This is a genomic window from Candidatus Merdisoma sp. JLR.KK011 (assembly GCF_036941125.1).
GTDB lineage: Bacteria > Bacillota > Clostridia > Lachnospirales > Lachnospiraceae > Laedolimicola.
In genome coordinates, this window is record NZ_JAYWSZ010000003.1 from 2,141,266 (window position 1) to 2,154,509 (window position 13,244).

Consider the following 13,244-nt stretch of genomic DNA (forward strand, 5'->3'; position numbering starts at 1 on the left):
TACCTCCCTAAAAGCATTTAATCAGTACTTTTCCGTCCTTTGCATACTGCTTTGTCTCAAATACCTGCTGTATATCCTTAAGCTCCACAATATCCGTGATAATCGGTTCTGTCTTTACCACGCCTGCTCCCAGAAGCCTCCCGGCCCGTTCAAATGCATTGGGATTTACAAAGGAAGCCTTGACAGTCAGCTCCTTCTGGAAGAGCTCAAAGGGCTTCAGCCTCATCGTATCATCTGGGCCGGTCAGGCCGAACAGCATCACCACCGCTCCTTTTCCAGCATAGCGGACGGAATACTCGTTTGTGGAAATCAATCCGGCACAGTCAATGACTTTGTCAACATTGGAGATGTGATGCTCTGCAAGAACTGCATCGGTATCCTCTGTCAGCGGATCAATCCCGAAATCAGCTCCGAGGGCCAGGGCTTTCTTTCTCCTCTTTTCGTTTGGCTCCACTGCTATGACTGCGGCTGCGCCCGCATACCTTGCAAGCTGAACCATAATGAGTCCGATATTGCCGGTTCCTACCACCATAACGGTATCTCCAAGCTTTATCTGTGTAAGGTCAAGGCCGTGGAGACAGCAGGAAAGAGGCTCCGTCATGGCGGCCGACTCATAGCTGACATTGTCCGCCACCGGATACACCAGCTTTTCCGAGATGGTAATATATTCTGCAAAGCCTCCGTCCAGGGACGTTCCAAGCCCTGCCATATGTTCGCACAGATGCGGCCTTCCGTTTGCGCAGAAATAGCATTTTCCGCAGTAGGCATTGGGATCTGCCGACACACGATCGCCCTTTTGAAACTTGGTCGCTTCCCTTCCCGTCCGCTCCACATCGCCGGAAAATTCATGGCCCAGAATGACCGGGGGCTGAACCTTGGCCGAGCCTTTTTCTCCGTTGAAAATGTGGACGTCCGTTCCGCAGATGCCGCAATATTTGATTCGGATGACTACCTCGTCGGCTTTGGGCTCCCTCACGGGGACATCATCAATTACCAGTTTTCCTTTTTCATAAAAACGCGCTGCTTTCATCTCTATTCGCTCCTATTCCAGTTCCGTAATATCTCTCAATCTTCCTTCTTATCCGTCAGTACCTGCAGAAGAACTGCTGCAATGATAATACACCCTTTGATGATCCGCTGCGGATATGCCGGAACGGCAAGAAGATTCATAATGTTGCCGATAAGCGCCAGTATCAGAGCTCCTATAACCGTTTTGGCCACCGAACCTTTTCCTCCCGCCAGGCTTGCGCCGCCGATGACGCATGCTGCGATGGCATCCAGCTCCTGTCCCTCGCCGATGGTGGAATTCCCCACATTGGAACGGGCCGCCACGAAGACCCCGGCCAGTGTGGCAAGCGCCGCGCTGATCATATATACAGAAAGAATATACCGCTGTGTCCGGATTCCGGAAAGCTTCACCGCCTCCACATTGCTGCCGGAGGCAATGACAAGGCGGCCGTAGGCTGTATATTTTTCAATCATTACAAAAAGAACAATAACCGCAAGCATAATCAGAATAATCGGATAACCGGATTCTTTTGACGACAGTGTATTTAAAGTGCCGTTTTCCAAGTTGATAGGCGTGGCATTGGTAATGGTATAGGCAATGCCTCTTGCAATGGTCATCACCGCCAGGGATGCCACAAAACCCTGGAATTTCAGATAAGCCACCATCATTCCCGTAAAGGTTCCCAGCGCCGTGCCTGCAGCCAGGGCAATCAGAATGGCCAAAATCCAGGGAATCCCAAAGCTGGTCATAAGTACGGCCGTCAGGGAAGAGCCCACTGCCATCACGGAGCCTACGGACAGGTCAATTCCCCCGGTGAGAATGACCATGAGCATCCCTAAGGCCACCAGAATCGGGCCCGCCTGCTGCAGAAGGATATTCCGCAGATTCAGATAGGAAAAAAACTTGTCCGAAATGAGACAGCAGATAAGAAACAGTGCAAAAAAAATAATATAGGTATTGTTGTCCAGCAGAAAGCGCACCGCTTTATGATCCTTTTTCATGCTTTAACCCTCCATTGCCAGTTTGATAATTGTATCTTCATTTAAGAATTCCTTCCCCACTTCTCCGGTAATCCTTCCCTGCGCCATAATAAGCGCCCGGTCGCACATTCCGATGATCTCTGTCATCTCAGAGGAAATAATAATAACAGCCACCCCCTGCTCTGCCAGACTGTTGATAATCTCATATATCTCAACCTTTGCCCCCACGTCAACGCCCCGGGTGGGTTCGTCAAACACAATGCATCTGCAGTCTGCGGATACCCATTTGGCAAAACTGATCTTCTGCTGGTTTCCTCCGCTTAAGCTGCTGACGTCATCCTCCATAGAGCCGTATTTTGTTGACAGCTTCGACAAAAGCTCTTTTACGTATTCTTTTTCCTTCTTATGCTTCAAAAAGCCTCTTCTTGTAACCTTTCCCAGGGACGACATGGTCGTGTTGATCCGTATGCTCTGATTGACCAGCAGGCCCAGAGTTTTGCGATTCTCAGATAAATATCCCAGCCCTTTTTTCACCGCATCCCTTGGCTCCTTGAAGTCAACCTCTTCCCCCAGAAATGCAATCTTCCCGGAATCCCTCTTGTCCACGCCGAATACAGCGCGCAGGGTTTCCGTCCGCCCGGATCCCACAAGGCCCGAAAATCCCAGAACCTCGCCGGCACAGACTTCAAAGCTGATATTGCGGACCCGGTCGCCGGCGTTCAGGTTTTCAACCCTTAAGACCACGTCTCCCTTCCTGGCGTTCCGTTCCGGATACATGTTCTTAAGCTCTCTTCCAATCATCATATGAATCAAATCATCGTTATGAACATCCTTTACCTTTCCGGTGCTCACAAAGCATCCGTCCTTGAGCACCGTGTAGGAATCGCACAGCTCGAAAATCTCATTCATATGATGGGAAACAAAGAGAATGCTCACTCCCTGCTCCTTCAAAAAGCCAATCAAACGGAACAGCTTCTCAATCTCCGCCACTGTCAGCACCGCCGTAGGCTCGTCCAGAATCAGGATTTTGGCGTTCCGGGTCAGGCATTTGCAGATTTCAACAATCTGCTGGTGGGCCACGCTTAAGCTTCCCACCTTTTTCTGCGGAGAAATGTTTCCAAAGCCCAGGCCCTCCAGACGTTCTCTGGCATCGCTGTTAAGCTTCTTCCAATTGATAAGCTTTCCCTTCTCAGACAGCCGGTCAATAAAGATATTCTCTGCAACGCTTAAATCCGGCGCAAGCATGAACTCCTGATAGATAACGGCCACTCCCAGGTTCTTGGCATCCAGCGGAGAACTGATGCTCACAGGCGCTCCGTCTATCCGTATCGTCCCCTGATCCTTTGTGTAAGCGCCGGATAAAATCTTGATCAGCGTAGATTTCCCGGCGCCGTTTTCCCCAATCAGTGCATGAATCTCTCCCGGCTCTACCCGGACAGAGACCTCATTCAGCGCCCGGGTGCCTCCAAAATGCTTACTGATATTCTCCATTTCCAGGCGGTATTGTCCTTTTCCCATATTCTCACCCCTATATAGGACTGTCGCAAAATAAGACTGCAGACTTTTCCTGGATACGGAAATGACTGATGGCTGATTTTGCGACAGCCACACTGACCTTGATTTTTATTGATTAAAAGCCAAATTCATAACGCTCTTCCACATTGTCAGCCGTAACCGCAACTGCCTCTGTCATGGTAATGTCCTCATAGCTGTCGGGGGAAGCGCCGTTTACAAGAATATCCTTTGCAATCTCCACGCCCAGCTCTCCAATCTTGGAGGGGCTGTTTTCTCCTATGGCCATGATATCCCCGGCCTTTACCCGATCATATCCGTCCTTGCTTCCGTCCGCCGCACTGATCAGCTGCACGGTTCCCTCTGCTCCGTAGGTAATGCCTGCATTGTCCAGAGCCGTCAGCGCTCCGATAAGCATGGGGTCATTCTCACCCATGATGAGATTGAGACTGGGATTCGCCGTAATCAGATCCTCCGCCGCTATCAGGCCCTCGTCAATGGTCCAGTTCCCCCAGCCCTGGCCTGTGATGGTAAACTTCGCATCTGCATTGGAAGCTTTTCCGGTGCTCACAAGGGATGCCTCCATCTCTTCTGCCGCCGTCCATGCTTCCTCTTCGGTGCAGCCGGTACGCTCCATAATGATTCCGGCAAACATGCCGTCGCGCCGCTGGGTTCCGGCGATAGAGCCTGTATTTCCGCTGAGCATCACTGCGCTGATCTCAAAATCATCCGCCAATGCGGCTGCGTAATACTTCCCTACTTCCAGACCGTTCTGCTCATTGTTGGAATATACCGTGGTAATCTGCATGCTCATATCATCTACGCCGGAATCCAGGTTGATCAGAGGAATCCCCGCGTCTGCAGCCACCTTCTGGCTGGCCGTTGCCGCACTGGGATCCACGCAGTCTAAGAAAATCAGATCCACACCGGAGGCTGCCAGGCTCTCCATATTCTCAAGCTCTTTTGTCGTATCGTTGTTCGCATCCAGAATGGTACATTCCCAGCCCAGCTCCTCACATTTTGCCTTTACTACCTCTCCGATGGCCGCATAGTAGGAGCCGTTGGCCGTTCTTAAAGCAAATCCAACGGAAAAGCTTTCTCCTGCCGCATCTTCTGTGCCTGACTCTTCCGGAGCTTCCGCCTCCGCCCCTTCTGCTGCCGGAGCATTGTCAGCCGGTTCTGCCGCGCCTTCTCCACCGCTCTTACCGCAGCCTGCCGCAAACACCAGTACAAACGCCAACACCATCGATAACAGTTTCCTTTTCATTCCTCTTCCTCCTTTTGATTGATTTTTTTCGTTTTTGTTTCTTATTGCGTCTTTATATTAGCACATAGTAACAATTTTTACAACAAATCTCGAATTTTTTTGTTCATTTTTTTATTTTATCTTGTATATTATTGTACGACTTTTCTTTTTTAAATCATTTTCACTCATTTTAAATCATTTATGTTGACATTTTAGGAGGGAAATTCTATACTATAGAAGCAAAAACAAATCATTCAAAATCGAAAGGAAGCAGAATATGACACATTCAGAAATTTTATCCAAGGTTGATCACACCAATCTCTCCCAGACAGCCACATGGGAGGACATTAAATCTCTCTGCGACGACGCCGTCACCTGCCGAACTGCCTCCGTCTGCATTCCGCCTGCCTTTGTGAAAAGGGCAAAGGAATACACCGGGAATTCCATGGCAGTCTGTACGGTTATCGGCTTTCCAAACGGCTATCACACCACTGAAGCAAAAGCCTTTGAGACCAGAAACGCATTGGAAAACGGGGCCGACGAGATCGATATGGTCATCCACATCGGCGCTCTGAAAGAAAAGAACGAAGCCGCTGTTTTAAAGGAAATCTCAGAACTAAAGAAGCTCTGCGGCAGCAGAATCTTAAAGGTCATCATCGAAACCTGCCTGCTCACCCAGGAGGAAAAGATCACCATGTGCCGTCTCGTGACCCAGTCAGGGGCTGATTTCATCAAAACCTCCACCGGCTTCTCCAGCGCAGGGGCCACCTTTGAGGACGTGGCGCTTTTTGCCGCCCATGTGGGGCCCGGTGTCCAGATCAAGGCCGCCGGCGGAATCTCATCCTTCGAGGACGGAGAACGGTTTTTAACACTCGGCGCATCCCGTCTTGGCACAAGCCGCCTGGTCAAGCTCGAAAAGGCACAAGCATAGGCAAATCAGAAAAGTTTTCTGAAAATTCTACAAAAAGGAGAAGGCATATGAAAACATTATTGGGAATCGATATCGGAACTTCAAGCGCCAAAGCAATGTTAATGGATCTGGACGGGCAAGTCCTCTCTCTCCAGGCCGAGGATTATGATGTGGACATCCCCCAGGAGGGATACGCCCAGCAGGATCCGGAGATTTGGTGGAAGGCTGTCCAAAACATCCTCCTCACCATAAAAAGCCAGCAGCCTGAGGCCTATGCCTCTGTGGGAGCCATAGGCTTTTCCGGGCAAATGCACAGCCTGGTCACGGCAGACAAAGAAGGGAACCCGGTTTATCCAGCAATCGTCTGGCTGGATCAGCGCTCCCAGAAACAGCTGGAGGAGATCAACCGTCATGTGAAAAAAGAAGAACTGGCAAGGGTGATACACAACAGAGTCTTCACCGGCTTTGCCTTCCCCTCCCTTTTATGGATGAAAGAAAACCAGCCTGAAAGCTTCCGCCGTATCTATAAGATCATGACAGCAAAGGATTTCATCCGGCTGAAAATGACCGGCGTCTTCGGGACAGATGTCTCAGACGCCTCCTCAACCACCGGATTTGATATGAAAAAAAGAGACTGGGCCTGGGAGATCCTTGGGCGGCTCGGCCTTCCGGAAGACATTTTTCCAGAATGCCATGAGTCCATGGAAATTGCAGGATACACAACAAAAGAATGCGAAGAACAGACCGGGCTTCCAATCGGCATTCCCGTTATATACGGAGCCGGCGACCAGCCGGCCCACACCATCGGATCCGGCGTAATCGACGGCCGCGTCTTTGTCTCCAACATCGGAACCGGCGGCCAGGTAGCCGTATATTCCCCCACAGACGCCTACGATCCCGAAATGCGGATCCACACCTTTTGCCATGGCCTTCCCGGGGCCTACACCATCTTCGGCGCCCATCTGTGCAGCGGAATGTCCCTGAAATGGCTGAAAAACCAGGTGCTTGGCCTGGACAGCTTTGCCCAGATGAATAAAATGGCCGAAAAAGTTCCGGCAGGCTCCGACGGGCTGCTCTATCTCCCCTATCTGACCGGAAGCAGAACGCCCCGGATGGATGCCGGAGCCCAGGGACTGTTCTTCGGCCTCCAGCTGCGTCACAACAAAAACCATTTCGTGCGGGCAGTCATGGAAGGCGTCATCTATGATTTCCACGAAGCGCTGGACATCTTTCGGGAAATCGGCATCGACTGCCCCAAAATCATCGCCTGCGGAGGCGGCGCCCAAAGCCCCACATGGCTCCAGATCCAGGCTGATATCCTGAACAAAGAAGTCCAGGTCTGCGAAAACAAAGAACAAGCCTGTCTGGGCGCCTGCATGATGGCCGGCGCAGGAACCGGGCTCCTGGACAGTCTGGAGTCCGCCTGCCAGAAATACATCCGGCTGGAAGAAAAGGTCTACCGCCCCATCCCCGAAAACGCAGCCCTCTATCAAGAAAAATACGCTGTGTACAAGCAATTGTATGAAGCGGTAAAAGATCTGTACAAATAGGCTTCAACGCTCCTGCCGTCCTAAAAATGCTGTCGGAAAATATAACATCAGACTTTTCTGATATCCAATGTACGCAAACCGTCCGAACACAGGATATAGAAATGGCTGATGTATATTTTCCGACCACTATCCAATTTTAAAGAAAAGTTACAACAGTTTTATTGAAAGAAAAATCCATTTCCATTATAATAGGAATAAATAACGAAAAAAGAGAACCTATTACCGGGAGGACACCTATGCTAGCACCGGAACGGCAAAAAATCATATTAAAACACTTGGCCTCAAGCGGAATCATCACAACCAAGCAGCTCAGCCAGCTGACAGGCGCTTCACTGGCAACACTTCGAAGAGATCTGAATCTCATGGACAGCCAGGGCCTGCTGAAAAAGACACACGGCGGCGCCCAGAGCCTTCAGGCCCCGCCCACCCGTCCCGGCATCTTTCCCGGGCTGGAATACGATCCCTTCCTGGAATACAAAGACGCAATCGCCCAAAAGGCTCTGGAATTCATAGATTCCAACGACATCATCTTCATCGGGGCAGGCATGACCTGCAACCTCCTGTGCCGCTATCTCAACGAAAGCGGCCTGGAAAACCTGACCATCGTCACCACCAACATAACAGGAATCATAGAAGTAGCCCAGAACCCAGGCATCTCCACCCTCCTTCTGGGCGGCAGCGTCCACGCAGGCGTCAACCACCTGGAGACCCTGGACGAATACACCATACAGACCTTGGAAAAACTATACTTCAACAAAGTCTTCATCACGGTAGACGGCATCGACCTCAACTACGGATACTCCATCATCAACCGGGCCCAGCTGCCTCTTTACAACTACCTGATACAAAACTCCCTCCAGGTCTACCTCCTGGCCAACGAAGGAAAATTCAACAAAAGAACCTTCACCCGCTTTTCCAGCCTCCACGAAATACCAAACATCATCACCAACTCCTGCATAGACCCAAGATACCTCCACTACTACCAAGACCACAAAATCCCCGTCTTCACCGTCTGACCCCCACCACGCCCCTTCCACATCCAAGGAGCTGCCAGCAGGAATAAGCCCTCCGGCGTTTCCGATATCCAGTGTCCGGCTGTTCGCGAACACCCTGTCTGATATGGACGTACATTACCCCAAAACCTTACAGTTCCCAAAACCAAAAAGGCAATGTACGTCCAGAGCAGACAGAGTGTACGCGAATCGTCCGAACACAGGATACGGAAACGCCGGAGGGCTTATTCCTGCTGGCAGCTCCTGCCCCCCCCTATCTCACATACAACACACTCAAAGCCGCCCCACAAGCCGCCTCCTCCCGAAACTCCGTCAATTCCAGCTCCGCCCCAAACATCCTTTTCAAAGCCTCCCGAAGAGCAGGATTCCTCCTAGCTCCATTCCCAGACGCTATCAGCTTCTCCGCCCGAATCCCAGTCCCCTTATAAATCTCCCCATAAATATCATAAAACTCCCTGGAAATCCCTTCAATCACCCCAAGCACCAGATTCTCCGGCCGGAAATTCTCCTCGCTGAGTCCCTCAATCCTCCCTCTGACCTCCGGATTCACACGAGTCCCCTTAAACTTCGTCACAATCTGAAGTCCGCCCGCATCTTCCCGGGCCTCTCCGGCCAGCCGTTCCATCAGGCCGTACTGCTCCTTGTCCTCAAGCCCCATAGCCGCCGCGCAGCTTCTGAAAAAGCCTTCCAGGATCGCATAAGCTCTTCCTGCGCAGAGCACCGCCCCCGTAAGAATATACCGGTTCTCAAGAAAAGGCCGGGCCTCAATCCCCGGAGCCTCAAAGTGCCGATCCGACAAAACCGAGAGCTGTCCCCCGGTTCCCACATTCACCTGCCATACCTGTTCCTGCATTCCAACGGCTCCCAGAAAGCTCGCCTGATTGTCACCAAGTCCCGTAAGGACTTTTCTGCCCTTATACGTCCCCAGCTCCTTCACATCCGCCGTCACCTCTGGCAGCATGGAAAGATCCATCCCTGCATCTGCAATCATTTCCTCACGAAAACGCCAGTTCTTCGTATCATAAAAGCCAAGGCTTGCCCCGTTGCCTGCATGGACAAGAGGCCTTTTTCTTCCGGTAAGCCACATTCCCAGATAGTCGGATATCGTACACAGAGAGACGCTCCCCTCCGGAACCAGCCCTTTTTTCACATGATAGAGGTAAGTCACCAGCCCAAAGCCCGTGGCCGCAAAGATTCCATACTTCCTGGTTACCAGCTCCGCCGCAGACTCTCCGTCAAACTCCGGCTGATCGCCGCTTCCGTCCTCCCAGGTATACAGAGGGCTTACGCACCGCCCTGCCGCATCCGTATACAGCATGCCGTGCATCTGCCCGGTCAGGCCAATAGCTTTTGTGTCCGGAAATTCCTCCAAAAAGGAATCCAGAAGCTCCTTTGCCTTATTCATAAGAAGAGATACATCCTGGATCCGTTCCCACTCCCGATCCGTTTGGATAAAGCTTCCGTTTGGAATGGTTCTTGATGCCAGAAGCTTTCTGCCCTCCGTCTCCATAACCACAGCGCTGATGGTTGTGGTGCCAATATCAATTCCGATTGTCTTCATACGTTATCCGTAAACCTTTCCTTATTTTCTACAGGCGATCCCCGGACACAACCTCGTCCAGGTAGCTCTTATCCTCATGCCGCTGGGTCACATAGTCCAGCAGAACCTCCACCAGAATCATCATATTCAGGCTGGAGCTGTTTTCATGGATAAATACCCTGGCCCGGTCCTCTATGCCCGTAGTCAGGGAATAATCCGCAAGCTGTGTCATAGGGCACTTGACAGCGTCCGTCAGAGAAATGGTGATCATCTTCTTTTTCGCCGCCAGCTGCATCTCTTTGTAAGTCTTCTTGTCCTCCCCGGAACGGGAAATAAAGATTGCCGCATCCTTCTCCTGACCCAGATACAGATTTTCAAAATCCGTCTCCGAGTATCCGCCCCCGCTGCAGCGTATGCCCTTCCGGGTCAGACGGTATATAATATCGCAGGCTATAATCTTTGCATACCCGTTTCCAATCACAAACACCGTGGCGCTGTTGTCAATGGCCCTGGCGCAGCTCTTTATCACCTCCGTATCCATATGCCTGGATATGGTGGCAATGTTGTTGGTAATGGCCAGAATCCGTTCCTGGGCAGAATCATACCTCTGGATCTCCCTCTCCTTGTTCATCGTCCAGTTCTTCCCCATATCGTGGGAAAGCTGTATCTTCATCTGGTAAAAGCCCCCGTAGCCGATGCGCTTGCAGAACCGGACAACCGTCGCATCGCTGACGCCGCTCAGCTCCGCCGTCTCCGAAACATTGGCCTCCAGAGCCTGGCCCGGATTATTGAGAATAAAATCAGCCACCTTGGCTTCCGCAGCATAGAGACTCTCGTAATTATTCTTAATATTCTCCCACACCGTATACTCGTCTGTCATATTGATGTTATAAGCCATGCCGCTCTCCCCTCATCCGTTCCTGTATTTTGCGCTTCTGCCCGCCGGCCGCACACGCCCGTTTCCATAAATCCCCACATCTTTTCTCATTATATCACAAAACACAGGAATATCAATTTTCCAATTGGGCTTTCAAGACATTTTTATCCTTTCCGGCGGCAGTTCAGACAGACGGCGGAACAAACCGCAGCAATGGGGCTGCCGGGAAATATCACATCAGCTATTTCCCGGCAGCCCCATCCTTATTCTTTCACCGAAGCCTGCCGCCGTCCTGCTGCAGGCCGTCCTGCCCTCTTAATCTGTCAGGTACTGATCTACATTTTCGGAGGTTACCAACACAAAGGGAATGTCGGTCTTGTACATCTCAACTCCCTCCGTCTCTCCGGTGATGATTGCCCTTGCAATGGTATTGATTGCATAATCACACTGGGCAACGCCGTCCTGGAATACAGTTGCTCCCAGAGTTCCCTCTTTTACCATAGTCAAGGGTCCCTTGTTGCCGTCAACGCCGATGCATACGATGTCTTCTCTGTTTACGGAATTGCAGTATGCCTGGACTGCAGAAGACATATCGTCGTTGTCGCATACGATGGCTTTCAGCTTATCTCCGTACTGTGTCAGGGCATCGGTTGCAAATGCCACCGCCTTCTCCGCCAGCCATTCCGCTGCGAAATCTCCGCCGCTGGTCCAGCCCTTGTCCGCAGTCATCGTATTGGCAATGCCCTGTCCGCGGTCAATCTGCGCAGAGGAACCCAGCACACCCTGCATATGAACGTATGTGCCGCCCTCCGGAACCTTTTCGTTGATGTATTCGCCCATCATTTCCCCAGCCTGTACATCATCGGATCCGGAATATCCCGATGCCTTTTCCATGGTAGACTCTGTGGTGGAATTGATAACTACACAGGGGATTCCTTCTTCCGCACAGCGGGTAACAACGGGGTCGGAGCCTGCCGCCTCACAGGGCTGCATCAGCACAAAATTGAATCCGTTGTTAATGGCATCCTCCAGCTCGCTGCACTGAAGCACCGGATCGGTGGTAGCGTCAAAGAGCTGCCAGTCTGCAATCAGCCCCTCTGCCTTCATAGCGTCCAGCTGCTCGCCCACATAAGCATTCATGGTTACATGGAATGCGTCAACAACGTTCTTTGCCAGATAAGCCACCTTAACCTCAGACGCTGCCGCTGCCTTTGGCGCCTCTGCCTCGTCTCCGCCCCCGCTCTCTGCCGGAGCTTCCGTCTCTGCCTGCACAGGAGCTTCTGCCGGTTCTTGGGACTTGCCGCCGCAGGCTGACAGCATGCCTGTCACCATCACCGCAGCCAGAATCACAGCCAACACGTTTCTCTTTTTCATGATAAAACCTCCTTCATAAATAAAATGATAAATAGTTTTTATATTTACTGCCTGTGCCGGAACCCTTCGGCCGTCTGCCCGCCCCGGCAGAAATGCAGAAAATACCGGTTAACGCTTCTTATTCACCGCCTTGTCCAGAAGCACGGCCAGAACAATAAGGAGCCCCTTGCACACAGTCTGCCAGTAAGACTGTACGCCGATAAGATTCATGCCGTTGTAGATCAAGCCGATGATAATGATACCCACCACTGTTCCGGGTATGGTCGAAACGCCCCCTGCAAAGGAGGTACCGCCGATTACGCAGGCTGCAATGGCGTCCGTCTCATAGCCTACGCCGATGTTGGGCTGGGAGGCATTGATCTTTGCCGTCATAATCAGGGAAGAAATCCCAGTAAAAAGGCCGGAAATCACATAGGTCCAGACCGTTACCCAGTACACATTGACGCCGGAGGCCACGGCTGCATTTTTATTGCCTCCGATTGCGTACACATAGCGCCCGAACTTTGTCCAGTGCATCAGTATGTAGGCTATGATAATCAGCGCAAGCAGGATAACTGCCGGTATGGGAATGACATTGAACACCTTGCCCAGACCGATTTTTGTAAATGCAGATACAGCAATGGGAAAGGAAGCGCCGCCGCTTAAGGCCGTCGCAAGCCCCCGGACTACCAGCTGCATGGCCAGGGTTGCCACAAAGGGAAAGAGGTTAAACTGGGCAATCATCAAGCCAGTAAGGAGCCCCATAAGCGCCGAGGTAATCACCGCCGCCAGACATGCCAGGGCTATGCTCTCGGTGGACTGCAGCACCAGACCGGCCACAATGGAACCCCAGGCCAGAAGAGCGCCCACCGTAAGATCAATGCCTCCCGCCGTGATCACGATGCACATGCCCAGGGCTATGCAGCCGTTGATGGAGATGGTGGAAAGTACGTTGAGAATGTTATTGTAAGACAGGAAATTCTTTGTAGTAAAGGTAAGCAGAAGGATCATCCCTATCATAATAAAGACAATCCCATACCGCTTAAAAAACAGCTGCCGCTGATAGCTTTTATCTCCTGCAAGCTTTGTATTCATATATCTAATCCTCCTATTCCAGTTCCGTAATATCCCTCCCAGTACACTGGTCTGAAATCAATTTCCAGCCACAAACCCATGTGTCTGGAAATCGATTTGTGCACTGTGAGGGATATTACTGTTTAATAGTCGCTGCGCAACAGCACTAAAGGGTAAAGC

The 13,244-nt window shown here is 51.4% G+C and carries 11 protein-coding genes; 3 read left to right on the forward strand and 8 right to left on the reverse strand.

Annotated features, from left to right (window positions below; all coding sequences use genetic code 11):
* Positions 1-7 precede the first annotated feature (7 nt).
* The 4 genes from VV089_RS11530 to VV089_RS11545 all read right to left on the reverse strand — a co-directional run bounded on the left by VV089_RS11530 (position 8) and on the right by VV089_RS11545 (position 4,768).
* A complete protein-coding gene (locus tag VV089_RS11530) occupies positions 8-1,030 on the reverse strand; it encodes a zinc-dependent alcohol dehydrogenase family protein (RefSeq protein WP_172542275.1) in 1,023 nt (340 codons plus the stop codon).
* Positions 1,031-1,065: 35 nt separating this feature from the next.
* Complete coding sequence (locus VV089_RS11535) at positions 1,066-2,010, reverse strand: ABC transporter permease (RefSeq protein ID WP_172542273.1); 945 nt, start codon at positions 2,008-2,010, stop codon at positions 1,066-1,068.
* Between the two features lie 3 nt (positions 2,011-2,013).
* Positions 2,014-3,507 (reverse strand): sugar ABC transporter ATP-binding protein, encoded by a 1,494-nt coding sequence (locus VV089_RS11540; RefSeq protein WP_334335971.1) that lies wholly within the window; start codon positions 3,505-3,507, stop codon positions 2,014-2,016.
* A 112-nt stretch (positions 3,508-3,619) separates the two neighbouring features.
* Positions 3,620-4,768 carry a substrate-binding domain-containing protein gene (locus VV089_RS11545; protein ID WP_334335972.1) on the reverse strand — a complete coding sequence of 383 codons (1,149 nt, stop codon included), beginning with the start codon at positions 4,766-4,768 and terminating at the stop codon, positions 3,620-3,622.
* Positions 4,769-5,024: 256 nt separating this feature from the next.
* Here VV089_RS11545 and deoC point away from each other — a divergent pair, with 256 nt between their 5' ends.
* From deoC to VV089_RS11560, 3 genes are all read left to right on the forward strand, one after another.
* Positions 5,025-5,678, forward strand: coding sequence for a deoxyribose-phosphate aldolase (gene deoC / locus VV089_RS11550; RefSeq protein WP_172542269.1), 654 nt, complete (start codon positions 5,025-5,027; stop codon positions 5,676-5,678).
* 47 nt (positions 5,679-5,725) lie between these two features.
* Entirely contained in the window at positions 5,726-7,207 is a 1,482-nt protein-coding gene (gene xylB / locus VV089_RS11555) for a xylulokinase (RefSeq protein WP_334335973.1), read from the forward strand.
* A 236-nt stretch (positions 7,208-7,443) separates the two neighbouring features.
* Entirely contained in the window at positions 7,444-8,223 is a 780-nt protein-coding gene (locus tag VV089_RS11560; protein WP_334335974.1) for a DeoR/GlpR family DNA-binding transcription regulator, read from the forward strand.
* A 250-nt stretch (positions 8,224-8,473) separates the two neighbouring features.
* Here the strand turns inward: VV089_RS11560 and VV089_RS11565 are convergent, their stop codons facing one another.
* The 4 genes from VV089_RS11565 to VV089_RS11580 all read right to left on the reverse strand — a co-directional run bounded on the left by VV089_RS11565 (position 8,474) and on the right by VV089_RS11580 (position 13,085).
* Positions 8,474-9,781 (reverse strand): sedoheptulokinase, encoded by a 1,308-nt coding sequence (locus VV089_RS11565; protein WP_334335975.1) that lies wholly within the window; start codon positions 9,779-9,781, stop codon positions 8,474-8,476.
* A gap of 28 nt (positions 9,782-9,809) precedes the next feature.
* Positions 9,810-10,658 carry a MurR/RpiR family transcriptional regulator gene (locus VV089_RS11570; protein ID WP_172542261.1) on the reverse strand — a complete coding sequence of 283 codons (849 nt, stop codon included), beginning with the start codon at positions 10,656-10,658 and terminating at the stop codon, positions 9,810-9,812.
* Positions 10,659-10,952: 294 nt separating this feature from the next.
* Complete coding sequence (locus VV089_RS11575) at positions 10,953-12,011, reverse strand: substrate-binding domain-containing protein (protein WP_334335976.1); 1,059 nt, start codon at positions 12,009-12,011, stop codon at positions 10,953-10,955.
* Positions 12,012-12,119: 108 nt separating this feature from the next.
* Positions 12,120-13,085, reverse strand: a complete 966-nt coding sequence (locus VV089_RS11580; protein WP_172542257.1) for an ABC transporter permease — start codon at positions 13,083-13,085, stop codon at positions 12,120-12,122.
* Positions 13,086-13,244 lie beyond the last annotated feature (159 nt).

What these genes read in the sequence shown, in the direction of transcription:
- VV089_RS11530 (WP_172542275.1), bottom strand. Translation starts at nt 1,030, where the DNA reads ATGAAAGCAGCGCGTTTTTATGAAAAAGGAAAACTGGTAATTGATGAT.
- VV089_RS11535 (WP_172542273.1), bottom strand. Translation starts at nt 2,010, where the DNA reads ATGAAAAAGGATCATAAAGCGGTGCGCTTTCTGCTGGACAACAATACC.
- VV089_RS11540 (WP_334335971.1), bottom strand. Translation starts at nt 3,507, where the DNA reads ATGGGAAAAGGACAATACCGCCTGGAAATGGAGAATATCAGTAAGCAT.
- VV089_RS11545 (WP_334335972.1), bottom strand. Translation starts at nt 4,768, where the DNA reads ATGAAAAGGAAACTGTTATCGATGGTGTTGGCGTTTGTACTGGTGTTT.
- deoC (WP_172542269.1), top strand. Translation starts at nt 5,025, where the DNA reads ATGACACATTCAGAAATTTTATCCAAGGTTGATCACACCAATCTCTCC.
- xylB (WP_334335973.1), top strand. Translation starts at nt 5,726, where the DNA reads ATGAAAACATTATTGGGAATCGATATCGGAACTTCAAGCGCCAAAGCA.
- VV089_RS11560 (WP_334335974.1), top strand. Translation starts at nt 7,444, where the DNA reads ATGCTAGCACCGGAACGGCAAAAAATCATATTAAAACACTTGGCCTCA.
- VV089_RS11565 (WP_334335975.1), bottom strand. Translation starts at nt 9,781, where the DNA reads ATGAAGACAATCGGAATTGATATTGGCACCACAACCATCAGCGCTGTG.
- VV089_RS11570 (WP_172542261.1), bottom strand. Translation starts at nt 10,658, where the DNA reads ATGGCTTATAACATCAATATGACAGACGAGTATACGGTGTGGGAGAAT.
- VV089_RS11575 (WP_334335976.1), bottom strand. Translation starts at nt 12,011, where the DNA reads ATGAAAAAGAGAAACGTGTTGGCTGTGATTCTGGCTGCGGTGATGGTG.
- VV089_RS11580 (WP_172542257.1), bottom strand. Translation starts at nt 13,085, where the DNA reads ATGAATACAAAGCTTGCAGGAGATAAAAGCTATCAGCGGCAGCTGTTT.